This is a genomic window from Pantoea sp. SORGH_AS_0659 (assembly GCF_031453915.1).
GTDB classification, from domain to species: domain Bacteria; phylum Pseudomonadota; class Gammaproteobacteria; order Enterobacterales; family Enterobacteriaceae; genus Pantoea; species Pantoea leporis.
Genome location: NZ_JAVJAK010000001.1, coordinates 3,396,716 through 3,420,715, shown reverse-complemented (window position 1 = coordinate 3,420,715; position 24,000 = coordinate 3,396,716). Strand labels below are relative to the sequence as shown.

Below are 24,000 nucleotides of genomic sequence, written 5' to 3'. Positions count from 1 at the left end.
CTTGCTTACTTATGGGACACAGCACGTACAATGCGGTCGCCACAGAATTGGATTAAATAGACCAGCACAACCAGCAAAACCAGCACGGTGTTCATTACGGTGGCGTTATAGCCAATGTAACCGTATTGATAGCCAATCTGGCCCAAACCGCCTGCGCCAACCGCTCCGCCCATTGCGGAGTAGCCAACCAGCGTAATCAGGGTAATTGTAGCGGCATTCACCAGACCTGGCAGCGCTTCTGGCAGCAGGACTTTACGCACGATCTGCAGCGGGGTGGCGCCCATGGCGCGAGACGCTTCGATCAATCCGGTTGGCAGTTCCAGCAGGGCGTTTTCCACCATACGTGCAATAAACGGCGCGGCGCCGACGGTTAGTGGCACAATCGCGGCTTGCAGGCCAATCGAGGTGCCGACTATGGCGCGGGTGAACGGAATCATCCATACCAGCAGGATAATGAACGGAATAGAACGGAAGATATTCACCAGCGCGGACAGCACGCGATAAAGCGCGTTGTTGGCCAGAATCTGGCCGGGACGCGTCACATACAGCAGCACGCCAATCGGAAGACCGAGGACAAAACCAAAGAAACCAGAGACGAAGGTCATCATCAGCGTTTCCCAGACGCCACGCGTCAGTAACCACATCATCGCTTCAGACATAACCCAACACCTCTACTTTCACATGATTTTCTTTCAGCCAGGCAATCGCGGCTTGTGTATCTGTTTCACTGCCATCCATCTCAGCCAGCATGATGCCGAACTTCACGCCGCCGGCGTAATCCATCTGCGCACTGATGATGTTGTTATTAACGTTAAAGCGGCGAGCCGATTCTGACAGTAGCGGAGCATCCACCGATTTGCCGGTGAACTCGAGACGCAGCAGCGGCACGCTATCAGCTGTTGGCTGTGGCGCCATGCGTTGCTGGTAGTCGTCGGGGATATCCAGATGCAGCGTCGATTGAATGAATTGTTGCGCCAGCGGCGTTTTCGGATGCGAAAACACTTCGCTCACGCTGTCTTTTTCAATTAACTCACCATTGCTGATCACCGCAACCTGATCGCAGATGCGTTTCACCACATCCATTTCATGGGTGATCAATAGAATGGTAATGCCTAGACGACGGTTAATGTCCTTAAGCAGCTCCAGAATCGAACGCGTGGTTGCAGGATCCAGTGCGCTGGTGGCTTCATCACACAGCAGCACCTTAGGATTGCTCGCCAGTGCGCGGGCAATCGCAACACGCTGCTTTTGTCCGCCAGAGAGATTCGCTGGCCAGCTATCATGCTTGTCTGATAATCCCACCAGATCGAGTAATTCGCTAACGCGCTTCTTTATCTGTTCGCGCGAAAGATTGCCTAACTCTAATGGCAGCGCCACGTTACCGGAGACGGTGCGGGAGTTCATCAGATTGAAGTGCTGGAAAATCATGCCAATCTGGCGGCGCGCCAGCGTCAATTGACCAGAAGAAAGGGTGGTTAATTCCTGGCCATCAACCAGCACGCGTCCGGAGGTTGGGCGCTCCAGCAGATTGACGCAGCGAATCAGGGTACTTTTACCGGCACCAGAGGAACCGATGACGCCATAGATCTGTCCAGCAGGCACGTGCAGGCTGACGTTGGACAGCGCCTGAATGGTGCGTGAGCCTTGCTGGAACACTTTGGTGATATTTTCGAGTTTAATCATTAGTTTATTTATTATCGTGTTGCATAGTCCGTGGTGTATCGGGCTTCACTCAGCAGGGCTGTGCGAAATTTGGATGGATGTTAAGGCATCCAGACGGCTAAATCAATGGAAGTCATTCAAACTGCCATTCTCTCGCTATACGCAATCATGCGATACTTAGCGACACATTTTCAGCAGGAGTTTCTACGTGGCGAACAAAGTCCCGGCTATTTTTCTTGATCGTGATGGCACATTGAATGTTGATCACGGCTATGTTCATGAAATCGATAATTTCGAATTCATTGATGGCACCATCGAAGCGCTACAGGCGTTAAAGAAGATGGGCTATGCGCTGGTACTGGTGACTAACCAGTCGGGCATTGCGCGTGGCATGTTTACCGAAGACCAGTTTATGCAACTCACAGAATGGATGGATTGGTCGCTGGCCGATCGTGATGTTGATTTGGATGGCATCTATTTCTGTCCGCATTTGCCAGATGCAACGGTAGAAGCGTATCGCCAGCAGTGTGATTGCCGTAAGCCGCAGCCGGGCATGTTGCTCTCCGCGCAGCAGCATCTGGATATCGATATGGCTTCTTCTTATATGGTAGGCGACAAAATAGAAGATATGCAGGCGGCGTTAGCAGCGGGTGTGGGTACCAAAGTGCTGGTGCGTAGTGGCAAGCCGGTAACGGCAGAAGGGGAAGCAGTGGCGGATTGGGTGATTAATAGTCTGGCAGAGCTGCCAGCACGTATCAAAAAGGCTTGAAAACGGGCCTTTTGCGCAAATTTCAAGCGAACAGCAAAAAACTTGAAATTTGCACTTGTCAGCTCCGAATAACTCCCTATAATGCGCCACCACTGAGACGGCAAAGCGGCAACGCAGACGGCTCGGCAGGGAGTGAAGAAATTCATCCCGCCGGATGAAGACGCTGAAAAAAGTGTTTGACTCCGAAGGAGAGTAGCGTAGTATACGCCACCTCGCGACAGGCGGTTCAGCCGCTGTTCGCAACGCTCTTTAACAATTTATCAGACAATCTGTGTGGGCACTCGCAGGATTGATATCCGCGTCTCCGGACGCAAAAAAATATCAAAGCCTCACGAGTGAACACATAATGAAATTCATTATGACGTTTTACAGATGAGCACCGCTGAACTGGTTTCAGCAAATCAAACTTAAATTGAAGAGTTTGATCATGGCTCAGATTGAACGCTGGCGGCAGGCCTAACACATGCAAGTCGAACGGTAGCACAGAGAGCTTGCTCTCGGGTGACGAGTGGCGGACGGGTGAGTAATGTCTGGGAAACTGCCCGATGGAGGGGGATAACTACTGGAAACGGTAGCTAATACCGCATAACGTCGCAAGACCAAAGTGGGGGACCTTCGGGCCTCACACCATCGGATGTGCCCAGATGGGATTAGCTAGTAGGTGGGGTAATGGCTCACCTAGGCGACGATCCCTAGCTGGTCTGAGAGGATGACCAGCCACACTGGAACTGAGACACGGTCCAGACTCCTACGGGAGGCAGCAGTGGGGAATATTGCACAATGGGCGCAAGCCTGATGCAGCCATGCCGCGTGTATGAAGAAGGCCTTCGGGTTGTAAAGTACTTTCAGCGGGGAGGAAGGCGGTGGAGTTAATAACTTCACCGATTGACGTTACCCGCAGAAGAAGCACCGGCTAACTCCGTGCCAGCAGCCGCGGTAATACGGAGGGTGCAAGCGTTAATCGGAATTACTGGGCGTAAAGCGCACGCAGGCGGTCTGTCAAGTCGGATGTGAAATCCCCGGGCTTAACCTGGGAACTGCATTCGAAACTGGCAGGCTGGAGTCTTGTAGAGGGGGGTAGAATTCCAGGTGTAGCGGTGAAATGCGTAGAGATCTGGAGGAATACCGGTGGCGAAGGCGGCCCCCTGGACAAAGACTGACGCTCAGGTGCGAAAGCGTGGGGAGCAAACAGGATTAGATACCCTGGTAGTCCACGCCGTAAACGATGTCGACTTGGAGGTTGTTCCCTTGAGGAGTGGCTTCCGGAGCTAACGCGTTAAGTCGACCGCCTGGGGAGTACGGCCGCAAGGTTAAAACTCAAATGAATTGACGGGGGCCCGCACAAGCGGTGGAGCATGTGGTTTAATTCGATGCAACGCGAAGAACCTTACCTACTCTTGACATCCAGAGAACTTAGCAGAGATGCTTTGGTGCCTTCGGGAACTCTGAGACAGGTGCTGCATGGCTGTCGTCAGCTCGTGTTGTGAAATGTTGGGTTAAGTCCCGCAACGAGCGCAACCCTTATCCTTTGTTGCCAGCGGTTCGGCCGGGAACTCAAAGGAGACTGCCAGTGATAAACTGGAGGAAGGTGGGGATGACGTCAAGTCATCATGGCCCTTACGAGTAGGGCTACACACGTGCTACAATGGCGCATACAAAGAGAAGCGACCTCGCGAGAGCAAGCGGACCTCATAAAGTGCGTCGTAGTCCGGATCGGAGTCTGCAACTCGACTCCGTGAAGTCGGAATCGCTAGTAATCGTAGATCAGAATGCTACGGTGAATACGTTCCCGGGCCTTGTACACACCGCCCGTCACACCATGGGAGTGGGTTGCAAAAGAAGTAGGTAGCTTAACCTTCGGGAGGGCGCTTACCACTTTGTGATTCATGACTGGGGTGAAGTCGTAACAAGGTAACCGTAGGGGAACCTGCGGTTGGATCACCTCCTTACCTGAAGATACCTTCCCGCGAAGTGCTCACACAGATTGTCTGATAGAAAGTAATGAGCAAGACGGCTGCGAAGTCGTGACACTATCGTGTCCCCTTCGTCTAGCGGTTAGGACTCCGCCCTTTCACGGCGGCAACAGGGGTTCGAATCCCCTAGGGGACGCCACTTGCTTGGTGACAGGTGAAAGGTGTCTCCACGACGTATCTCAAACGAAGCTTACGAGCTGCGTCTGAGATACTGCTCTTTAACAATCCGGAACAAGCTGAAAATTGAAACGACGTATCGTCTTCATTCTCCGTAATAAGAATGAAGCGGCGATATGTTCGAGTCTCTCAAATGCTTGCAGTCTGCGCGCGTTGCAAAACGCCTGTGGGTTGTGAGGTTAAGCGACTAAGCGTACACGGTGGATGCCCTGGCAGTCAGAGGCGATGAAGGACGTGCTAATCTGCGTAAAGCGTCGGTAAGGTGATATGAACCGCTACAGCCGACGATGTCCGAATGGGGAAACCCGGTGCACCCAGTGCATCATCGCAACATGAATACATAGTGTTGCGAGGCGAACCCGGGGAACTGAAACATCTAAGTACCCGGAGGAAAAGAAATCAACCGAGATTCCCCCAGTAGCGGCGAGCGAACGGGGAACAGCCCAGAACCTGAATCAGTTTGTGCGTTAGTGGAAGCGTCTGGAAAGTCGCACGATACCGGGTGATAGTCCCGTACACGAAAGTGCACATTCTGTGAGTTCGAAGAGTAGGGCGGGACACGTGGTATCCTGTCTGAATATGGGGGGACCATCCTCCAAGGCTAAATACTCCTGACTGACCGATAGTGAACCAGTACCGTGAGGGAAAGGCGAAAAGAACCCCGGCGAGGGGAGTGAAACAGAACCTGAAACCGTGTACGTACAAGCAGTGGGAGCCTCTTTAATGGGGTGACTGCGTACCTTTTGTATAATGGGTCAGCGACTTATATTCTGTAGCAAGGTTAACCGTATAGGGGAGCCGCAGGGAAACCGAGTCTTAACTGGGCGTTAAGTTGCAGGGTATAGACCCGAAACCCGGTGATCTAGCCATGGGCAGGTTGAAGGTTGGGTAACACTAACTGGAGGACCGAACCGACTAATGTTGAAAAATTAGCGGATGACTTGTGGCTGGGGGTGAAAGGCCAATCAAACCGGGAGATAGCTGGTTCTCCCCGAAAGCTATTTAGGTAGCGCCTCGTGAACTCATCTCCGGGGGTAGAGCACTGTTTCGGCTAGGGGGCCATCCCGGCTTACCAACCCGATGCAAACTGCGAATACCGGAGAATGTTATCACGGGAGACACACGGCGGGTGCTAACGTCCGTCGTGAAGAGGGAAACAACCCAGACCGCCAGCTAAGGTCCCAAAGTCATGGTTAAGTGGGAAACGATGTGGGAAGGCACAGACAGCCAGGATGTTGGCTTAGAAGCAGCCATCATTTAAAGAAAGCGTAATAGCTCACTGGTCGAGTCGGCCTGCGCGGAAGATGTAACGGGGCTAAACCATGCACCGAAGCTGCGGCAGCGACACTATGTGTTGTTGGGTAGGGGAGCGTTCTGTAAGCCGTTGAAGGTGTGCTGTGAGGCATGCTGGAGGTATCAGAAGTGCGAATGCTGACATAAGTAACGATAAAGCGGGTGAAAAGCCCGCTCGCCGGAAGACCAAGGGTTCCTGTTCAACGTTAATCGGAGCAGGGTGAGTCGACCCCTAAGGCGAGGCTGAAAAGCGTAGTCGATGGGAAGCAGGTTAATATTCCTGCACTTGGTGTTACTGCGAAGGGGGGACGGAGAAGGCTAGGTTATCCGGGCGACGGTTGTCCCGGTTTAAGCGTGTAGGCTGATACCTTTGGTAAATCCGGGGTATCTTAAGGCTGAGGCGTGACGACGAGCCACCACGGTGGTGAAGTAACTGATGCCCTGCTTCCAGGAAAAGCCTCTAAGCTCCAGGTAACACGAAATCGTACCCCAAACCGACACAGGTGGTCAGGTAGAGAATACCAAGGCGCTTGAGAGAACTCGGGTGAAGGAACTAGGCAAAATGGTGCCGTAACTTCGGGAGAAGGCACGCTGTCATCAGGTGAAGTCCCTCGCGGATGGAGCTGAAGGCAGTCGAAGATACCAGCTGGCTGCAACTGTTTATTAAAAACACAGCACTGTGCAAACACGAAAGTGGACGTATACGGTGTGACGCCTGCCCGGTGCCGGAAGGTTAATTGATGGGGTTATCCGCAAGGAGAAGCTCTTGATCGAAGCCCCGGTAAACGGCGGCCGTAACTATAACGGTCCTAAGGTAGCGAAATTCCTTGTCGGGTAAGTTCCGACCTGCACGAATGGCGTAATGATGGCCAGGCTGTCTCCACCCGAGACTCAGTGAAATTGAAATCGCTGTGAAGATGCAGTGTACCCGCGGCAAGACGGAAAGACCCCGTGAACCTTTACTATAGCTTGACACTGAACATTGAGCCTTGATGTGTAGGATAGGTGGGAGGCTTTGAAGCGTGGACGCCAGTCTGCGTGGAGCCAACCTTGAAATACCACCCTTTAATGTTTGATGTTCTAACGTAGGCCCGTAATCCGGGCTGCGGACAGTGTCTGGTGGGTAGTTTGACTGGGGCGGTCTCCTCCCAAAGAGTAACGGAGGAGCACGAAGGTTGGCTAATCCTGGTCGGACATCAGGAGGTTAGTGCAATGGCATAAGCCAGCTTGACTGCGAGAGTGACGGCTCGAGCAGGTGCGAAAGCAGGTCATAGTGATCCGGTGGTTCTGAATGGAAGGGCCATCGCTCAACGGATAAAAGGTACTCCGGGGATAACAGGCTGATACCGCCCAAGAGTTCATATCGACGGCGGTGTTTGGCACCTCGATGTCGGCTCATCACATCCTGGGGCTGAAGTAGGTCCCAAGGGTACGGCTGTTCGCCGTTTAAAGTGGTACGCGAGCTGGGTTTAGAACGTCGTGAGACAGTTCGGTCCCTATCTGCCGTGGGCGCTGGAGAATTGAGGGGGGTTGCTCCTAGTACGAGAGGACCGGAGTGAACGCACCACTGGTGTTCGGGTTGTCATGCCAATGGCACTGCCCGGTAGCTAAGTGCGGAAAAGATAAGTGCTGAAAGCATCTAAGCACGAAACTTGCCCCGAGATGAGTTCTCCCTGACTCCTTGAGAGTCCTGAAGGGACGTTGAAGACTACGACGTTGATAGGCCGGATGTGTAAGCGCAGCGATGCGTTGAGCTAACCGGTACTAATGACCCGTGAGGCTTAACCTTACAACGCCAGAGGCGTTTTGGTCTGAGAGACCGATATTTTCAGCTTGTTTTACCGGATAAAGAATTAGCGGAAGCGAAGATTTTACGCTGAGGCGAGGCGCCGACCGAGACGGAGCGAGGGAGCATACTGAAGTATGTGACTGAGTTACGCGAGGGAGAGCAACGCGGCATCAGTGAAAAATATTCGTTTCGTGCAGCAAGAATTTGCCTGGCGGCTTTAGCGCGGTGGTCCCACCTGACCCCATGCCGAACTCAGAAGTGAAACGCCGTAGCGCCGATGGTAGTGTGGGGCCTCCCCATGCGAGAGTAGGGAACTGCCAGGCATCAATTTAAGACCCGTCACCGGGTCGTGACCTTCCCCGTGACGCGGGAAGGGCGAAACACCTGAAATCAGAACGATTGTCTGATATCAGTACAGAATCGGTGGAGCGGTAGTTCAGTTGGTTAGAATACCTGCCTGTCACGCAGGGGGTCGCGGGTTCGAGCCCCGTCCGTTCCGCCACTTAATTGATAAGCCCTGACTGAAAAGTCAGGGCTTTTTCATATCTGCAATTTCGTCATTATTGTTGATAAAAAATCAAAATTTTTTTGCTTATAAACGGATTTTTCAGCAACAATAAACTTGCCACAATAGTTCCCATCGAAACATAACGCTATACGATGAGGAAATCATGACGATCCCCGCCTTTGGTTTAGGTACTTTCCGCCTGCAAGATGACGTTGTAATCCATTCAGTTAAAACTGCGTTGGAACTTGGCTATCGCACAATTGATACTGCGCAAATCTATGAAAATGAAGCGGCTGTGGGGCAGGCGATCGCTGAGAGTGGTGTAGTACGCGGCGACTTGTTTATTACCACCAAAATCTGGATTGAGAATCTTTCGGCTGAGAAGTTGATTCCCAGCTTGAAAGAAAGTCTGGCGAAACTGCGCACCGATTATGTCGATCTCACTTTAATCCACTGGCCTTCTCCCGGATCGGCGGTATCGGTAAAAGAGAGCATGTTGGCATTGATGGCAGCAAAAGAAGCAGGCCTGACGCGGCAAATTGGTATCTCAAACTTCCCAATTGCTTTGATGAAAGAGGCGATTGACGCGGTTGGCGTGGAAAATATAGCGACTAACCAGATTGAGCTGCATCCCTTTCTGCAGAATCGGCAGGTGGTTGATTTTGCTAAAAAGAATGGTCTTCACATCACTTCTTACATGACGTTAGCTTATGGAGAAGCGCTGAAGGATGAGGTAATTAATACCATTGCACAGAAGCACAAAGCTACTCCGGCACAGGTTGTTTTGGCATGGGCGATGAAGTTAGGTTACGCGGTGATCCCGTCATCAACCAAACGTGAAAACCTGGCGAGCAACATGACAGCGGTTGATCTGCAGCTAGACGATCAAGATATGGCAAATATTGCCGCGCTGGATCGTCATCAGCGCTTAGTGGGTCCAGAAGGTTTGGCGCCAGACTGGGATTAATCGCTGCATCCCTTTTCAGCCCTGCACTCGCCAGGGCTGAGCTTTAACCCATTCACTCAGAAAATCGATAAACGCCCTAACGCGTTGGCTAACTCCTAAGTCACTGTAATAGACTGCATTAAAAGGCATCTCAACTGGGATACGCTGTTCAGCAAGCAGTTCAATAAAAGTACCATCGGCTATCTCTTTATCTACCATAAAATCTGATAAACACGCGATACCTTGGTCGCCTAGCACTAGCTGTTTAAGCGTTTCGCCGCTGTTAGATGACATTCCTGGCGTGATGTCATAAAGATCGCCACCTTCATCTGCGACTGGCCAGCGATTTAAGCGTGGCGTTTCAACGAAGCCAAGGCATTCATGCTGAGCCAAATCAGCTGTTGATGCAGGGACACCATATTTCGCCAGATAAGCCGGCGTCGCCACTAATTTGCGATAGCTTATAAAGAGCAAACGAGCGCGCAGTGTAGAATCCGTCAAATTGCCAGCGCGAATCGCCACATCGACTTTACGTTCGATGAGGTTAATAAAGCTCTCTGAAGATATGAGCGATAGTGTGACATTGGGATAGCGCTCACGAAAGGGTTTAATCATCGGTAGCAACAGATGCAGAATTACGGGTGTAGCAGCATCAATACGCAGTACGCCCTGAGGCGCCATCTGACGCTCAATCAACTCGCTCTCGGCGGTTGACATCTCGTGCATCAACTTTTGCACGCGGCGAAAATAATGCTCGCCCTCATGAGTGAGCGCTAGCTGACGCGTAGTACGCGTTAAGAGCGCGACACCCAGCTTATTCTCCAGTTTTTTAACCGTGCGACTCACCGCTGAATTGGCCATCTGCAACTGTTCTGCAGCGCGACTAAAGCTGCCGCTCTCCACTACAGCGATAAACACCTTAAGCTCATCTGACGATGCTTTCATTATCCCTCCAAAAGCAAAAGTCTATTCGCACTTTGCATCTTTTTGTCATTAAAGCATGCGGCAACACTAATGCCCATTAAAACCTTAATGGGAGTTAATCATGCCAATTGCACTTTGGGCGCTGACGATCAGTGCCTGTGCGATCGGAACGACAGAATTTGTTATCGTCGTTCTGAGCCCAACCATCGCTGAACAACTCCGTATTACTCTGCCTGCCGCAGTGAGCGTGATTCTGCATTGTTGAACATTATGGATTGGCGTAAACCCCGTGGATCGGCACCGTAATTGTACCTGGCGCGCTGCTGCTAGGGCGATTGAGTGGCCAACCCGATAAAACTCAGACTGCGATAGCGATGGAATGACATGCACAAAAGCCTGCCAGCTGGCAGGCTTTTACATTGGTAAGCTGTGAGGCGAATTCCGACAATCAAGAACACCAATTGAAACCCCGCGCTAAAATCCCTATAACAGTCAGGTGAAGTACGAGTCGTAAACCAGTTGGGCGGGAAAGTGCGGAAAAAAACTTATTCAATGCGTTATGTAGCCGGTCAACCAGCAGAACGGATTTTTCCGCCGGGGGCAATGCTGCATCTTGGGCAGGCATTACCGCCTGGCGCACCTTTGCCAGCTGATCCCACACTGCGAGTTTTAGTCTGGAATATCTTTAAGCAACAGCGTGCAGACTGGATGTCTGTGCTCCAGGGTTTTGGCAAAGATGCCCACCTTGTTCTGCTGCAGGAGGCGCAGGCCACGCCTGAACTGGTCAAATTCGCCACCAGTAACTATCTTGCGGCCGATCAGGTGCCGGCCTTTGTCTTACCGCAACATCCTTCCGGCGTCATGACGTTGGCGTCTGCGCACCCTGTGTACTGTTGCCCACTAAGGGAACGTGAGCCGCTGCTGCGTTTGGCCAAATCTGCGCTGGTCACGGCGTATCCATTACCCACGGGCGAAATGCTGATGGTGGTGAATATCCACGCGGTCAATTTCAGTCTCGGTGTCGATGTCTACAGCAAACAGTTGGGGCCGATTGGCGAACAGATTCAACATCATCGTGGGCCGGTGATCATGGCGGGAGATTTTAACGCCTGGAGCCGCCAGCGCATGAATGCGCTATATCGCTTTGCGCGGGAGATGTCTTTGCGTGAGGTGAACTTCACCGATGACCATCGCCGAAAAGCCTTTGGGCGCCCACTGGATTTCGTCTTCTACCGCGATATGAAGGTCAGTGAAGCTTCTGTGCTGGTGACGCGCGCATCAGATCACAATCCGCTGCTGGTTGAGTTCAACTCTCTCTACGGTATCGAGCGTTAAGCTAATACGCTCGAACTCACGCCTCGCAACAGTTAATGTTCAGCTGAAATAATGCAGGGAAGGGCGAGTCAGAGCCTGAACAGGCGATATGCAGAATTTAGCAGAAGCAGAAAATGAAAAAGGCTGACAAAAGCCAGCCTTTTCGGGGCATTAGGTATCAGGTGTTGCGCTATTATTCACAAACAGCGTGAGCTTGTCGCCCGGCTGAATGTCTTTAGCGTCACTGTTCCAGCGCATAACGTCTTTGGTGTTCACACCGTGGCGTTTAGCAATACTGGCAAAAGAATCACCCTTACGTACACGGTAGGTGATGCTGTTGCCGTTATCAGCCAATTGCGTGCTCGCTTTGCCGTTCACGGTCAGAGTCTGACCGGTACGAACTGAAGCGCTGCGCAGATTGTTCTGCTGTTTCAGTGCACTGACGCTTACGCCAAGCTTGTTGGCAATGCCAGACAAGGTGTCACCTTTGCGTACCGTATAGCTGTTTCCTGCCGCACTGACTTTCGCCATCTCGGTAGGCTGCACGGAAGCGATATCACCGGAAGCCAGTGAATCGCGCAACTTAGCAACGTTGGACTTAGGCACCATAATGTAGTGCGGTCCATTTGGCGCAGTGGCACCGTTTTTATAACCGGCATTAAATGTCTTCAGCTTGCTGAGAGACATACCGGCCATATCGGCGGCCTGCGTCAGTTCAATCTGCTGTCCCACCTCTACGCGAGCTAAAGCACGGCTCTCGTTCGGGGTCGGCAGTTTGATACCGTAACGCTTGTTGTTCTTGAGAATCTCACTCAAGGCCAACATTTTAGGTACGTAAACCGTGGTCTCGCGGGGCAGCGATAAACTCCAGAAGTCAGTCGGCTTACCGCGCGCCTTATTCTGTTTCATCGCCTTCAGCACACGTCCTTCACCGCTGTTATAGGCGGCGATGGTCAGTAACCAGTCGCCGTCAAACATACCGTTCAGACGCTGCATCATATCCAGCGCTACTTTGGTCGAGGCCACCACATCGCGGCGTCCGTCGTACCATTGGTTCTGTTTCAAACCATAGTTTTTGCCCGTTTGTGCAACAATCTGCCAGATGCCGGCGGCATTCGCAGAAGATGTTGCGTGTGGGTCAAAAGCGCTCTCCACTATGGGTAGCAGTACCAGTTCCATCGGCATTTTACGTTTCTGTATCTGCTCGACAATCCAGTACATGTACGGCTCTGCCCGTAATGTTACATCGTGGAGATAGCTCTTATTTTTTAAAAATTTTGTTTTTTGTTCGCGGATCCGGCTGTTTTCCGGAATCCCCATCTTCAACTCGTCACTAATGTGATTCCAGAGATCAGTATCTTCTGCGAGGCTTGTTCCATCATCCTGCCATCGCGGCGACAACAATCGATCTCCGTACTTTCCATTTTCACCTTGACCAGCTGAAGACAGACTCTGGGCATGCTGTACGGGGATATTGGCGTCATTCCTTGATGCCTGACATCCTACCAGCAAGACCGAGGCGAGTAAGATCGCTTTAGCCTTCATGTGTGTGTCAATAGTTCGCTTAAAAGACGAGCAACTATACGTGACGGTCCACCACAACACAACCTCAAATATCAAAAGCGGTCTTTCTTCTCGCGTAGATCGGCGAAAGTTTGCCATAACGCTGATGATGAGACATTAGTGCCTAAAGCCTGTTGTAAATCAGCCTCTTGCGTGCGTAAAAATAAATTTATTTCCCGCTCTAAGGCCAGTTTTGTTGGTAAAGTGATGCGGTTTTCTGCGCGTAAGTCCTTAATTTGCTGATACCTTGCCAAAATTTTAGGGTCGTGGGGCAGAATAGCCGCAGCAAACTTCATATTGGATAAAGTGTACTCATGCGCGCAGCAAACGAGAGTATCTTCAGGGAGCTGATTAAGTTTTTGAAATGATTCGAACATTTGCTCTGCAGTGCCTTCAAATAATCGCCCGCAGCCGCCAGAAAACATCGTGTCACCACAGAAAAGATAAGGGGAGCTGAAATATGAGATATGTCCTAAAGTGTGACCGGGTGTTGCGATGACACGGAAATTCAGCCCAAGCAGGGTAAATTCATCACCTTCGGCCACAATACGCTTCGCCCCTTTATCTGCCGTTTCCTGTGGACCGAAAACCGCCACATCGGGATAGTGCTGCAACAGCTCATCCACACCGCCGACGTGATCGTGATGATGATGTGTCAGCAAAATCGCCACGGGTTGCCAATGATTGGCCCTGATTTTATCCAGCACCGGCTGTGCTTCGCCGGGATCGACTATCAAACACCTGTTGTCATCGTCCGTCAGTGTCCAGATGTAGTTATCCTGCAATGCGGGAATGCTGGTAAGATTCATAAACACCTCTCAGGTCGTAGAAAAAGGAAAATGGTAGAGCATGAAGCCGGCTAAAACACGCCAAATCCTGACTGCACCGCGCTCCTGGCGCGATATGCCAATGGGAGACTATTTTCGCGACGCGCTCACTCAGCAACTGCAGCCTTATCTCGGCAAGCTATATGGCTTTCATATGCTTAAAATTGGCAGCCTCAGCGCAGAAATCAACACCAGCCAGTGTGCCATATCGCATCAGGTGAATGTGGGCATTGAGGGCGATGAATTACAGGTTATCGCCAATAACACGCAATTACCCTTTGAATCTAAATCCGTTGATGCCTGTTTACTTGCGCACACGTTGGCGTGGAGTCAGGATCCGCACCGCGTACTGCGTGAAGTGGATCGGGTATTGATCGATGATGGATGGATGATCATCAGCGGCTTCAACCCTTTCAGTTTATTAGGGATTAGCAAAGGCATTCCGGGTTTGCACTCGCGCGCGCCGTGGAGTGGACGGATGTTCAGCCAGGTACGATTGCTCGACTGGCTGGGCCTGCTGAATTATGAGGTGGTTTACCGCACCCGTTTCCAGGTGGTGCCGTGGCATCGGCAGGGCGGCAGGGTGATCAGCGCGCATTTACCGGCGCTCGGTTGTTTGAACATTGTGGTGGCACGTAAACGTACGTTCCCGCTAACGCCCACCAAAATGAAGAAGAATCTGAGTCAAAGCCAGCTACGGCAAACGGTTAATGTCACGCGCCAGTTTCGTGAAGTGAAGGATCAGGATTCAACCTGATAACCGATATCATCCTGAGTGGGCTTTCCCGCCGCGCTGCGTGCCAGTTCGTCGCAGCGTTCGTTCTCCGGATGCCCCGCGTGGCCTTTTACCCATTCCCACTTAATTTCATGGTTGCTGAGCGCCACATCGAGGCGTTTCCACAGATCGACATTTTTCACCGGTTTTTTATCGGCGGTTTTCCAGCCGCGCTTCTTCCAGTTGTGGATCCAGCTGGTGATACCCTGACGAACATATTGGCTGTCGGTGCTGATCACCACCTCACACGGCTGTTTCAACGCTTCGAGCGCCACGATAGCCGCCATCATTTCCATGCGATTGTTAGTGGTGAGGCGATAACCTGTACTGAACTCTTTTTCATGCGCGCCATAACGTAAAATGGCGCCATAACCGCCGGGACCGGGATTGCCCAGGCAAGATCCATCGGTGAATATTTCTACCTGTTTGCGCATCTCTGGTAGACTTCCTTCTGACAAAACGCCAAGTCTGACATAAAACGAGTCCTATGAGCACTGCAAATAACCGCCAGATCGTCCTCGATACTGAAACCACCGGCATGAACATGATCGGTGTACATTATGAAGGACATCGCATCATTGAAATTGGTGCGGTTGAGGTGATCAACCGTCGCCTGACCGGCAACAACTTCCATATGTATCTGAAGCCCGATCGGCTGGTGGATCCGGAAGCGTTCGGCGTTCACGGTATCGCCGATGAATTCCTCGCTGATAAGCCGATGTTTGCGGATATCGCCGACGAATTCCTTGATTACATCCGTGGCGCAGAGCTGGTGATCCATAACGCATCGTTCGATATCGGCTTTATGGATTATGAATTCGGCATGCTGAAGCGGGATATCGGCAAAACCGAAACCTTCTGCCAGATCACCGATAGCCTGGCGATGGCGCGTAAGATGTATCCCGGCAAGCGCAACAGCCTCGATGCATTGTGCAACCGTTATGAAATCGACAACAGCAAGCGTACGCTGCACGGCGCACTGCTCGATGCCGAGATTCTGGCCGAAGTATTCCTGATGATGACCGGCGGTCAAACCTCGCTGGCATTTTCTCTGGACGGTGAGCAGAACAATCAGGGCGGCGCGGAGAACATTCAGCGCATTGTGCGTCCGAGTTCAGGTCTGCGCGTGGTCAGCGCCAGCGATGAAGAGATTGCTGCGCACGAAGGTCGTCTGGATTTGGTGCAGAAGAAGGGTGGTAGCTGCTTGTGGCGCGTGTAAAACGGCTGATTTTGCGTGCAAAATCGACGTTAAGCTGAAAAAAACGTCAAACGAAACATTCCCACAGAAAAAGCGTTGACGGGTGTGAAAGCTGCTATTAATATGCGCCTCGTTCTCGACGGGGAACAAAGCGCGGAGCGGTAGTTCAGTTGGTTAGAATACCTGCCTGTCACGCAGGGGGTCGCGGGTTCGAGCCCCGTCCGTTCCGCCAATCTATTTAAAGAAGCCGATGCAGAAATGCATCGGCTTTTTGCTTTTTCTAAATGGTGTCATTTTCCCTAATCCCCCGCCTTCTCACGCAACTGGGCGAAGGCGCTGATCGCGCTCGATGTTAACCCTCGCAGCGAGCTGCCCCTTCTCCCGCTAGCGGGAGAAGGTTGGGATGAGGGCCAGCGCGCACGCAACTTAATCCTTCTGTACCGCCACCGTCGCGCGATACGCCGCCACCGACTCTTCGCGGTCAGCGCGCGCCAGCCAGCGATAGCAGCCCGCACCCAACGCCACGCCGATAAACCAGCTAAAGTTCGCCACCGCATGCAGTGAAGGAATAAAGCTGATCACCAGACAAATGCCCACCGACGGCAGCAGCGCGGCAATCGCTTTCGGGTTGAAGCCGCCGCGATACCAGTAACGTCCTTTCGGCGTGTCATCAAACAGGTCATCCACGTAGACTTTGCTGCGTTTGATCAGATAGAAATCGGCCACCAGGATGCCAAACAGCGGCCCAATAAACGAGCCCAGCACATCCAGCGTGTAGTGAATCAGTTCTGGCGACTGGAACAGGTTCCACGGCGTCAGTAACACCGAACCGACTGCGGCAATCATGCCACCGGTGCGGAAGCTGATTTTCTGCGGTGAGCAGTTCGAGAAGTCGAATGCCGGCGAAACAAAGTTCGCCACGATATTAATGCCGATGGTAGCGATAATCATGGTCAGCAGGCCAATCGCCACCGCCACGTCGTTACCCACCATGCTGACAGTTTCAATCGGATCGGTGATCATTCTGCCGAACAGCGATTGCGTACCGGAGACAATCACCACGGTGACAATCGAGAACAGCAGGAAGTTGAACGGTAAGCCCCAGCGGTTGCCGCGACGAATTTCGCCCATGCTTTTGCCGTAACGCGAGAAGTCACCAAAATTCAGCAGCGGACCGGAGAAGTAGGAGACCACCAGCGCGGTGGCGGTAATCATCTGCCAGGTTTGCTCGCCGGTGCTCAACTGCTTGCTGGCCAGCGTAAAGGAGATACCATCGAAACCGGTTTTGTATACAATCCAGCCCGCCAGCGCCACCATCACCACGTACACCGCCGGACCGGCGACATCAATAAAGCGTTTAATCGCGTTCATGCCGTGCCAGAACACCATCGCCTGCAGTAACCACATCACACCGAAACAACACCAGCCCAGCTGAGATAAGCCGAGCCAGCTACTTTGCGTCATGCTGCTCAGGGTGGGGAAGAACTTCAGCAGCACCAGCATTAGCGCGTTAGCCGCCAGATAAGTCTGGATGCCGTACCACGCAAAAGCGATCAGCCCGCGAATAATCGCCGGGATGTTAGCGCCGAACACGCCAAACGCCTGACGCGAAATCACCGCGTACGGTACGCCTGCCATCTGGCTCGGTTTGGCCACCAGATTGGCGCACAGCTGCACAATGCAGATGCCCACTAACAAGCACAGCAGCACCTGCCAGCTCGCCAGCCCGAGGGTAAAGAAGCTGGCGGCCACCACGTAGCCGCCCATGCTGTGCACGTCCGACATCCAGAACGAAAAGATGTTGTACCACGACCAGTTCTGGTCGCGCGTCGGCGCCAGATCGTCATTACACAGACGTGGACTGTATTGTGCGTTGGCTTCAGAGGCCACCCGCGAGGTCACTTCAGAATGATTTGGCATGAAACCTGCTCCTCTCAACATCATGGAAAAATAATCACAGCGTGAAACGGTATTGCAGGATCCAGGCCAGAAATGATTTCTTGTATACAAAAAATTAATTTCACGTATACGATGTGCAGCACACAGTCACTTACCGGAGCAGGTAATGAAAAGTGAAACAGGCCAGAAAACGGCTGCCGATCTGAACGATCGCGATGAACCTATCTATCAGGCGCTGCTTACCGCCATCGTTGAGCATCAACTGCCGCCGGGCAGTAAATTGCCGGAAGAAGCCTTATCGGATGTCTTCGGCGTGAGTCGCACCGGCATTCGTAAGGTGCTGCAACGCCTCGCCGCGGTGCAAATGATCACTTTGTCGCCCAGGCGTGGTGCACAGGTGGCGACGCCGGGCGTGGATGAAGCCCGCGACATCTTCGCCACCCGCAGTTTATTAGAGTGCGCCAATCTGCCGGCGGTGCTGAGCCACGTGCAGGCACCGCACTTAGCGGCACTCGGCGTGCTGATTGAAGAAGAGCAGCAGGCACATGATCAGCATGATGGTGCCGCGGCGATTCGTCTCTCCGCCGCGTTCCATATTCAGCTGCAGGCGATCTCCGGTAACGCAGTGCTCACCGATATGGTGACGCGCCTGACGCAGCGTTCGTCGCTGGTGATTGCCGCTTACGGTGCACCGTGGCAGCGCGGCTGCCGATGCGATCATCACGATCGGCTGGTGGATCTGCTGCGGCAAAAAGATCTGCCGGGGTTGACGGCGGCGCTGCAGCATCACTTCGAACACATTGTTGCCAGCCTGCACTTTGAGCGCAGCGGCGAAACCTTGCCTGATTTCACCCGGTTATTTGCCGGTAACAAAGGAGCGGCATCATGAGCCTGATTCAGGTCATCAATCCCAACACCAGCTTAGCGATGACGGAAACCATGGGTACTGCCGCGCGCGCCGTCGCCGCGCCGGGCACCGAGATTCTGGCGGTGTGCCCGACTCACGGCGTCGAGTCGATTGAAGGTCATTTTGATGAAGCCATCGCGGCGATTGGTGTGCTGGAGCAGGTGAAACGCGGCAAAGAGCAGGGCGTGAGCGGCCATATCATTGCCTGCTTCGGCGATCCGGGATTGCTGGCGGCGCGTGAACTGGCAAGCGGCCCGGTAATTGGCATTGCGGAAGCGGCCATGCACACCGCCACGCTGGTGGCGACGCGCTTTTCGATTGTCACCACCTTGCCGCGCACGCTGGTGATTGCGCGCCATCTGCTGCAGCAATATGGCTTCACACACCATTGTGCCGCGCTGCACGCCATCGATCTGCCGGTGCTGGCGCTGGAAGACGGCAGCGGCGTGGCGCAGGAGAAAGTGCGTCAGCGCTGCATGCAGGCCAAACGCGAAGATGGCAGCGGCGCGATTGTGCTGGGCTGTGGCGGTATGGCTACGCTGGCGCAGGATCTCACCAAAGAACTGGGCATGCCGGTAATCGACGGGGTCAGCGCTGCGGTAAAAATGGTGGAGTCGCTGGTGGCGCTAGGCTTTGGTACCAGCAAGCACGGCGATCTCGATTATCCACTCGAAAAACCGCTCAGCGGAGCCTTTCAGCACCTAAACTAACCACTGGTTGAGCGACAGGAACTTACAGAATGAATGATGTATCTGGCAAGAAAGAGTACAGCTTCAACAAAAACTATCCCCGCGATCTGATCGGCTACGCTGGCAACCCGCCGCATGCGCAGTGGCCGGGCAAAGCGCGCGTCGCGGTGCAGTTTGTCCTTAATTACGAAGAGGGCGCCGAGAACAACGTGTTGCATGGCGACGCCGGTTCCGAGCAGTTTCTTTCCGATATCATCGGCGCGGCCAGCTACGCCGATCGCCATATGTCGATGGATTCGCTGTATGAATACGGATCGCGCGCCGGTTTCTGGCGCATCCACAATGAGTTTCAAAAGCGCGGTTTGCCGCTGACGGTGTTTGGCGTGGCGATGGCGCTGGCGCGTCATCCGGACATCGTTGAGGCGATCAAAGCGGCGGATTACGACGTGGTGAGCCACGGCTGGCGCTGGATTCACTACCAGGCGATGGATGCCAAGACCGAGCGCCAGCACATGCAGCAGGCGGTGGACGTGTTAACCGACCTGTTTGGCAAAGCGCCAACCGGCTGGTACACCGGCCGCGACAGCCCCAACACCCGACGTTTGGTGGTCGAGCAGGGCGGCTTTAGCTATGACAGCGACTATTACGGCGACGATTTACCGTTCTGGACGCAGGTCACCTGTCAGGACGGCACGGTTAAACCGCATCTGGTCATCCCTTACACGCTGGAGTGCAACGATATGCGCTTCGCCTCGCCGCAGGGCTTCAACACGGCGGAGCAGTTCTTTACCTATTTGCGCGACACCTTTGATGTGCTGTACGAAGAGGGCGAAACGGCACCGAAGATGATGTCGATTGGCATGCACTGTCGTTTATTGGGACGTCCGGGGAAATTCCGTGGCTTGCAGCGCTTCCTCGATCATATTCAGCAGCATGAAGATGTGTGGGTGTGTACGCGGCAGCAAATCGCCGATCACTGGATCGTGACGCATCCGGCACCGAGCGCTTAGCCCCTCATCCCAACCTTCTCCCGCCAGCGGGAGAAGGCGCCGATCCGGCCCCGGTTTAGCAAATCACTCCACCCAATCATTCCCTCTCTCGCGTGCGGTAGCCCAATCATTCCCTCTCCCGCGTGCGGGAGAGGGTTAGGGTGAGGGGAAAAACAACTCAACTCATCAAACTCACCTGCGCCGCGACAATCCGCCAGCCGCATGGCAATCGCACCCACGTCTGCTGCTGGCGTCCGATCCTCTCTACACCTTCACGCGTAAACTCCGTACTGCACACCGCATAGTTATCGCCAAAAGTGGTGATCACCGTATTACGTAACTCGCGTTCCAACCCTTTTGACGGACGCGCCGCGCGAAAAGCGCGGATCTCATCAATGCCATACAAATTCTCACCCGCGCCCAAACGCACGGTACGTTTGTCGTGCCAGAAAAGCTCATCCAGCACCTCAACATCATTGCCGATCAGCGCTTGCTCATAGCGGTAAAAGGCGGCGGTGACTTCGGCGAGAATTGCCGGGCGATCGATATGTTCAGGTGTCATTTTCAGGCGTCCATTAAGGTGGTTTGTGGCAGCGTCAGCCCTTGCTGTTGCAGCGCCCAGGCGGCGCGCAGTGCCAGATGTTCTTTAAACGGCGCAGCGATCAGCTGCAAGCCTATCGGCAAGCCGCTGGCGGTTTGCAGCGGCACGGTACAGACCGGTAAGCCGAGGAACGAAATCGGCTGGGTTAGCATGCCCATGCTGGCGCGCGTCGGCAAATGCTGGCCGTTGATATGAATGGTTTCCTGGCCGATGGTGGTGGCGGTGCAGGGCGTGGCGGGCGCAATCAGCACGTCAAACTGCTCAAACAGCGGCAGCACCTGCTGCTGGAAGTGGCGGCGGAAACGCTGGGCCTGCACGTACCACGCCGAAGGCAGCATCGCACCGGCCAGCAGGCGCTCACGCGAGTTGGGCTCGAACTGCTCCGGCTGCGTGCGCAGCATCGGCAGGTAGTGATTGCCGCCTTCTGCGGCGGTCATGATAAAGGCCGCCGAGCGTGCGATCTCCGCATTCGGCAAGGTCACTTCGTCGATTGCCTGCAGCGCTTTAGCTGCCACCGCCACGGCGGCACGCGCTTCATCGCTGCACCAGGTTGAGAAGAACCCGCCGAGTACCGCGCTGCGCACGCCTTCTGCGCCCTTGCTGAGCCCTGCGCTAGCTGGCGAGACGGGCTGCGCGGCCTGGAAGGCATCGCTGGCATCGGCACCTTGCAAGGTGTCGTACACCAGGCTCAAATCTTCAACCGAACGGGCAAACGGGCCGATGTGATCGAGGCTGGCGACAAACGGATGGCTGCCGCTGCGCGACAGGCGGCCGAAGGTCGGCTTCAGGCCAAAGATGCCGCACAGTGAAGCGGGCACGCGGATCGAGCCGTTAGTGTCGGTACCGAGCGAGAAGTGCACCAAACCCGCAGCCACCGCCGCCGCTGAACCGCCGGACGATCCGCCCGCCACGCGGGTTAAATCGCGCGGGTTGCGCGTTGCGCCGTAATGGGTGTTTTCCGTGGTAAAACCATAAGCATAGGCATCCATATTCAGCATGCCGGAGAGCAGCGCGCCAGACTGGCGCAGTTTGCTCACCGCCCACGCATCCTCGCGCGCCGCCGCGCGTGCGCTGAACAGGCTGGCACCGGCTAAGGTGCTGTGTCCGGCGACATCAAACAGGTTTTTCACCGCGTAAGGAATGCCGGCTAGCGGCGGCAAAGCTTCACCGCGCTGGCGCTGCAGATCGATCTGATCGGCTTCGCGCAGCATGCGCTGGCTGGTGACTTCGGTCCAGGCGTTGATCGCCTTATGCTGTTCAATCGCCGCCAGCGTGTTTTGCGCGATATCGCGGGCGCTGATCTCGCCCTGACTCAGCGCCTGCTGCAGGGCATTAATTGATAATGACGACAGTTTCATGGATGAAACACTCCCGCCACTTCCAGGCGATCGTCGAGCGGCAGCGCCATCAGCGGCTCGGCCATGGCGGCGATGCGGTTGAACTGCGTCAGCAGCTCGGCGCGGCGCGCATCATCCAGCTCCAGCGCCAGAATCTGCTCCATTTGGGCGATATAGGTGGCCCAGTCCGGTTGTGAACTCATCAATAATCTCCGTTAGAAACCGGCGGCGCTGCCGTTGCTGCGCGGATCGAACGCGCCTTCCAGCATGCCGTTGTTGTGTCTGACGATCGCGCCCGCATGGCCGACCACTTCACTGAAATCGGGTAGCAGTTCAACCTCATGGCCGAGCGCACGCAGCTGCTGCACCGTTTCCGGTGCGATGCGCGCTTCGAGCTTGAGCGAATCGGATGATTGTCCCCACGTACGACCCAGCAGCCAGCGCGGCGCGCTCACCGCCTGCTGTAGCGGATGTCCCTGAATCACGTGACGGGTGAAAATCGCCGCCTGGGTTTGCGGTTGGCCGTCGCCGCCCATCGAACCGTATACCATGGTGCGGCCATCTTTGAGACGCGCGGCGGCGGGATTCAGGGTGTGGAACGGCTGTTTGCCCGGCTGCAGCGCCAGCAGATGTTCGGGTTGCAGGCTGAAGGCGGCACCCCGGTTTTGCCAGGTGATGCCGGTGCCGGGCAGCACCACGCCGCTGCCGAATTCGTGATAGACGCTCTGGATAAACGAAACCGCTAATCCGCTGCTGTCCATCACGCCCATCCACACGGTATCGCCCGGCCCGCGCCCGGTGCCCCACGCAGCGGCTTGTTGATCGTCCACCTGCGCAGCCAGCGTGCTGAGGTGTTCCTCATCCAGCAGACGCTGCACATCAATGTCGATGTGGCGCGGATCGGTGATGTGCTTGTCGCGCAGCGCAAAGGCTTTTTTAGTGGCTTCAACGATGCGGTGCACGGTTTGCGCTTCATCGGCGTCAGCCATATTCAGCCGATCGGTAATGCCGAGGATCGCCAGCGACACCAAACCCTGCGTTGGCGGCGTCATGTTCCAGATATCGCCTTCACTGTGTGCCAGGTGCAGCGGCGTGCAGCGCCGGGCTTGATGCGTCTGCAAATCCTCCAGCGTGATCGGCATCCCCAGCGCAGTCATTTCGCGCGCCAGATGGTGCGCCAGTTCACCGCGATAGAAACTTTCCAGCCCGTGATCGCACAGCATGCTCAGCGTATTCGCCAGCGCCGGCTGGGTGAAGCGACTGCCAGCAAGCGGCACGCTGCCGTCCGGTAAAAAGGTGGCGGCAAAACCGGGTTGATGCTGCAACTCGTGCTGTTTGGCGGCGGTGGCGGCGGCTTGCGAGGCGGTGACCGGAATGCCGTCGGCGGCATAGCGAATTGCATCGCGCAGCAGACGGGTTAACGGCAGCGGCGTCGCGCCAAGTTCCTGCGCCAGCGTTAACGCTTCCTGCCAGCCGCTGACGGTACCCGCCACGGTTAAGGCGGCTTTGGGGCCGCGATGCGGAATCTGCGTTTCGCCATGGTAGAAATCAAGATGTGCCAGCGAACCGGCTGCGCCGCTGGCGTCAATGGCGATGGGATCGCCGTTTGGCGGCACCACCAGCCAGAAGCCGTCGCCGCCCAAACCGTTCATGTGCGGGTAAACCACGGCGATGGTGGCAGCGGCGGCCACCATCGCTTCCAGCGCATTGCCGCCTTCGCGCAGCACCGCTAACGCGCTTTCGCTGGCGAGATGGTGCGGCGTAACGGCCATGCCTAACGGCGCCATGTTGCTCTGTATCATAAAGAACTCTTTTTCTGGGTACGTGGTTAATGGGAAGCAAGAGCTGTTCCAGTTTTGA

General features: G+C 54.5%; 18 protein-coding genes, 3 tRNA genes, 3 rRNA genes and 2 pseudogenes. 15 read left to right on the top strand and 11 right to left on the bottom strand.

The window, feature by feature from the left end; all coding sequences use genetic code 11:
* Window positions 1–5: 5 nt before the first annotated feature.
* A complete protein-coding gene (locus Q3H59_RS16270) occupies window positions 6–659 on the bottom strand; it encodes a methionine ABC transporter permease MetI (protein ID WP_101762028.1) in 654 nt (217 codons plus the stop codon).
* The gene (gene metN, locus Q3H59_RS16265) at window positions 652–1,683 is read right to left on the bottom strand and encodes a methionine ABC transporter ATP-binding protein MetN (protein WP_101762027.1); all 1,032 of its coding nucleotides are present in this window, start codon (window positions 1,681–1,683) and stop codon (window positions 652–654) included. Before metN ends, Q3H59_RS16270 begins: the two co-directional genes overlap by 8 nt.
* Before the next feature lie 187 nt (window positions 1,684–1,870).
* On the opposite strand from metN, the gene gmhB reads away from it, so the two are divergent.
* The 7 genes from gmhB to dkgB all read left to right on the top strand — a co-directional run bounded on the left by gmhB (window position 1,871) and on the right by dkgB (window position 9,138).
* Window positions 1,871–2,431, top strand: coding sequence for a D-glycero-beta-D-manno-heptose 1,7-bisphosphate 7-phosphatase (gmhB, locus tag Q3H59_RS16260; protein ID WP_192412323.1), 561 nt, complete (start codon window positions 1,871–1,873; stop codon window positions 2,429–2,431).
* Window positions 2,432–2,840: 409 nt separating this feature from the next.
* Window positions 2,841–4,380 (top strand): 16S ribosomal RNA (locus Q3H59_RS16255).
* A gap of 88 nt (window positions 4,381–4,468) precedes the next feature.
* Window positions 4,469–4,543 (top strand) — tRNA-Glu (locus Q3H59_RS16250).
* Between the two features lie 215 nt (window positions 4,544–4,758).
* Window positions 4,759–7,663 (top strand): 23S ribosomal RNA (locus Q3H59_RS16245).
* 207 nt (window positions 7,664–7,870) lie between these two features.
* Window positions 7,871–7,986 (top strand): 5S ribosomal RNA (gene rrf / locus Q3H59_RS16240).
* The 16S, 23S and 5S rRNA genes sit together here with 2 tRNA genes alongside, the layout of an rRNA operon.
* Window positions 7,987–8,088: 102 nt before the next feature.
* Window positions 8,089–8,165 (top strand) — tRNA-Asp (locus Q3H59_RS16235).
* Between the two features lie 169 nt (window positions 8,166–8,334).
* Window positions 8,335–9,138: a 2,5-didehydrogluconate reductase DkgB gene (gene dkgB / locus Q3H59_RS16230; protein ID WP_277974555.1), complete on the top strand. Its 804-nt coding sequence runs from the start codon at window positions 8,335–8,337 to the stop codon at window positions 9,136–9,138.
* A 15-nt stretch (window positions 9,139–9,153) separates the two neighbouring features.
* Here dkgB and yafC read toward each other — a convergent pair whose 3' ends face one another.
* Window positions 9,154–10,062 carry a DNA-binding transcriptional regulator YafC gene (gene yafC / locus Q3H59_RS16225; protein WP_277974556.1) on the bottom strand — a complete coding sequence of 303 codons (909 nt, stop codon included), beginning with the start codon at window positions 10,060–10,062 and terminating at the stop codon, window positions 9,154–9,156.
* Window positions 10,063–10,162: 100 nt separating this feature from the next.
* Here yafC and Q3H59_RS16220 point away from each other — a divergent pair.
* Window positions 10,163–10,282 (top strand): annotated as a pseudogene (locus tag Q3H59_RS16220) (MFS sugar transporter); the annotation flags it as partial.
* A 290-nt stretch (window positions 10,283–10,572) separates the two neighbouring features.
* On the top strand, window positions 10,573–11,376 hold the full coding sequence (locus Q3H59_RS16215) for an endonuclease/exonuclease/phosphatase family protein (protein WP_008105211.1): 804 nt from the start codon (window positions 10,573–10,575) through the stop codon (window positions 11,374–11,376).
* Between the two features lie 150 nt (window positions 11,377–11,526).
* Here Q3H59_RS16215 and mltD read toward each other — a convergent pair whose 3' ends face one another.
* Together mltD and gloB are read right to left on the bottom strand one after the other, a co-directional pair.
* Window positions 11,527–12,900, bottom strand: coding sequence for a murein transglycosylase D (mltD, locus tag Q3H59_RS16210; RefSeq protein WP_192415429.1), 1,374 nt, complete (start codon window positions 12,898–12,900; stop codon window positions 11,527–11,529).
* A 71-nt stretch (window positions 12,901–12,971) separates the two neighbouring features.
* A complete protein-coding gene (gene gloB / locus Q3H59_RS16205) occupies window positions 12,972–13,727 on the bottom strand; it encodes a hydroxyacylglutathione hydrolase (protein ID WP_277974557.1) in 756 nt (251 codons plus the stop codon).
* Between the two features lie 40 nt (window positions 13,728–13,767).
* Between gloB and Q3H59_RS16200 the strand changes: the two genes are divergently transcribed.
* Window positions 13,768–14,502 (top strand): class I SAM-dependent methyltransferase, encoded by a 735-nt coding sequence (locus tag Q3H59_RS16200; RefSeq protein ID WP_061723590.1) that lies wholly within the window; start codon window positions 13,768–13,770, stop codon window positions 14,500–14,502.
* Here the strand turns inward: Q3H59_RS16200 and rnhA are convergent.
* Window positions 14,487–15,054, bottom strand: a pseudogene (rnhA, locus tag Q3H59_RS16195) (ribonuclease HI). The gene Q3H59_RS16200 and the pseudogene rnhA overlap by 16 nt on opposite strands.
* On the opposite strand from rnhA, the gene dnaQ reads away from it, so the two are divergent.
* Window positions 15,008–15,739 carry a DNA polymerase III subunit epsilon gene (gene dnaQ / locus Q3H59_RS16190; RefSeq protein ID WP_110867826.1) on the top strand — a complete coding sequence of 244 codons (732 nt, stop codon included), beginning with the start codon at window positions 15,008–15,010 and terminating at the stop codon, window positions 15,737–15,739. The pseudogene rnhA and the gene dnaQ sit on opposite strands and share 47 nt — an antisense overlap.
* Window positions 15,740–15,873: 134 nt before the next feature.
* Window positions 15,874–15,950, top strand: a tRNA-Asp gene (locus Q3H59_RS16185).
* Between the two features lie 194 nt (window positions 15,951–16,144).
* Here the strand turns inward: Q3H59_RS16185 and Q3H59_RS16180 are convergent.
* Window positions 16,145–17,638 (bottom strand): NCS1 family nucleobase:cation symporter-1, encoded by a 1,494-nt coding sequence (locus Q3H59_RS16180; RefSeq protein WP_192236769.1) that lies wholly within the window; start codon window positions 17,636–17,638, stop codon window positions 16,145–16,147.
* A 145-nt stretch (window positions 17,639–17,783) separates the two neighbouring features.
* On the opposite strand from Q3H59_RS16180, the gene Q3H59_RS16175 reads away from it, so the two are divergent.
* Genes Q3H59_RS16175 through puuE form a run of 3 tightly spaced genes read left to right on the top strand, consistent with a single transcriptional unit; the run spans window position 17,784 to window position 20,223 of the window.
* On the top strand, window positions 17,784–18,506 hold the full coding sequence (locus Q3H59_RS16175; protein WP_101762549.1) for a GntR family transcriptional regulator: 723 nt from the start codon (window positions 17,784–17,786) through the stop codon (window positions 18,504–18,506).
* Window positions 18,503–19,234, top strand: a complete 732-nt coding sequence (gene hpxA / locus Q3H59_RS16170) for an allantoin racemase (protein ID WP_110867823.1) — start codon at window positions 18,503–18,505, stop codon at window positions 19,232–19,234. The genes Q3H59_RS16175 and hpxA overlap by 4 nt, the downstream gene beginning before the upstream one ends.
* Before the next feature lie 29 nt (window positions 19,235–19,263).
* Entirely contained in the window at window positions 19,264–20,223 is a 960-nt protein-coding gene (gene puuE, locus Q3H59_RS16165; protein WP_271460156.1) for an allantoinase PuuE, read from the top strand.
* A gap of 157 nt (window positions 20,224–20,380) precedes the next feature.
* Here puuE and hpxZ read toward each other — a convergent pair whose 3' ends face one another.
* Genes hpxZ through Q3H59_RS16145 form a run of 4 tightly spaced genes read right to left on the bottom strand, consistent with a single transcriptional unit; the run spans window position 20,381 to window position 23,942 of the window.
* A complete protein-coding gene (gene hpxZ / locus Q3H59_RS16160) occupies window positions 20,381–20,764 on the bottom strand; it encodes an oxalurate catabolism protein HpxZ (RefSeq protein ID WP_309835831.1) in 384 nt (127 codons plus the stop codon).
* Between the two features lie 2 nt (window positions 20,765–20,766).
* Window positions 20,767–22,161, bottom strand: a complete 1,395-nt coding sequence (locus Q3H59_RS16155) for an AtzE family amidohydrolase (RefSeq protein WP_309835830.1) — start codon at window positions 22,159–22,161, stop codon at window positions 20,767–20,769.
* Window positions 22,158–22,343, bottom strand: coding sequence for an oxalurate catabolism protein HpxX (gene hpxX / locus Q3H59_RS16150; protein WP_061723592.1), 186 nt, complete (start codon window positions 22,341–22,343; stop codon window positions 22,158–22,160). Before hpxX ends, Q3H59_RS16155 begins: the two co-directional genes overlap by 4 nt.
* A 12-nt stretch (window positions 22,344–22,355) precedes the next feature.
* Window positions 22,356–23,942, bottom strand: a complete 1,587-nt coding sequence (locus Q3H59_RS16145) for a gamma-glutamyltransferase family protein (RefSeq protein WP_309835827.1) — start codon at window positions 23,940–23,942, stop codon at window positions 22,356–22,358.
* Window positions 23,943–24,000 lie beyond the last annotated feature (58 nt).

Coding starts and splice junctions, on each gene's coding strand:
- Q3H59_RS16270 (WP_101762028.1), bottom strand. CDS start 659: ATGTCTGAAGCGATGATGTGGTTACTGACGCGTGGCGTCTGGGAAACG.
- metN (WP_101762027.1), bottom strand. CDS start 1,683: ATGATTAAACTCGAAAATATCACCAAAGTGTTCCAGCAAGGCTCACGC.
- dkgB (WP_277974555.1), top strand. CDS start 8,335: ATGACGATCCCCGCCTTTGGTTTAGGTACTTTCCGCCTGCAAGATGAC.
- yafC (WP_277974556.1), bottom strand. CDS start 10,062: ATGAAAGCATCGTCAGATGAGCTTAAGGTGTTTATCGCTGTAGTGGAG.
- mltD (WP_192415429.1), bottom strand. CDS start 12,900: ATGAAGGCTAAAGCGATCTTACTCGCCTCGGTCTTGCTGGTAGGATGT.
- gloB (WP_277974557.1), bottom strand. CDS start 13,727: ATGAATCTTACCAGCATTCCCGCATTGCAGGATAACTACATCTGGACA.
- Q3H59_RS16200 (WP_061723590.1), top strand. CDS start 13,768: ATGAAGCCGGCTAAAACACGCCAAATCCTGACTGCACCGCGCTCCTGG.
- dnaQ (WP_110867826.1), top strand. CDS start 15,008: ATGAGCACTGCAAATAACCGCCAGATCGTCCTCGATACTGAAACCACC.
- Q3H59_RS16180 (WP_192236769.1), bottom strand. CDS start 17,638: ATGCCAAATCATTCTGAAGTGACCTCGCGGGTGGCCTCTGAAGCCAAC.
- Q3H59_RS16175 (WP_101762549.1), top strand. CDS start 17,784: ATGAAAAGTGAAACAGGCCAGAAAACGGCTGCCGATCTGAACGATCGC.
- hpxA (WP_110867823.1), top strand. CDS start 18,503: ATGAGCCTGATTCAGGTCATCAATCCCAACACCAGCTTAGCGATGACG.
- puuE (WP_271460156.1), top strand. CDS start 19,264: ATGAATGATGTATCTGGCAAGAAAGAGTACAGCTTCAACAAAAACTAT.
- hpxZ (WP_309835831.1), bottom strand. CDS start 20,764: ATGACACCTGAACATATCGATCGCCCGGCAATTCTCGCCGAAGTCACC.
- Q3H59_RS16155 (WP_309835830.1), bottom strand. CDS start 22,161: ATGAAACTGTCGTCATTATCAATTAATGCCCTGCAGCAGGCGCTGAGT.
- hpxX (WP_061723592.1), bottom strand. CDS start 22,343: ATGAGTTCACAACCGGACTGGGCCACCTATATCGCCCAAATGGAGCAG.
- Q3H59_RS16145 (WP_309835827.1), bottom strand. CDS start 23,942: ATGATACAGAGCAACATGGCGCCGTTAGGCATGGCCGTTACGCCGCAC.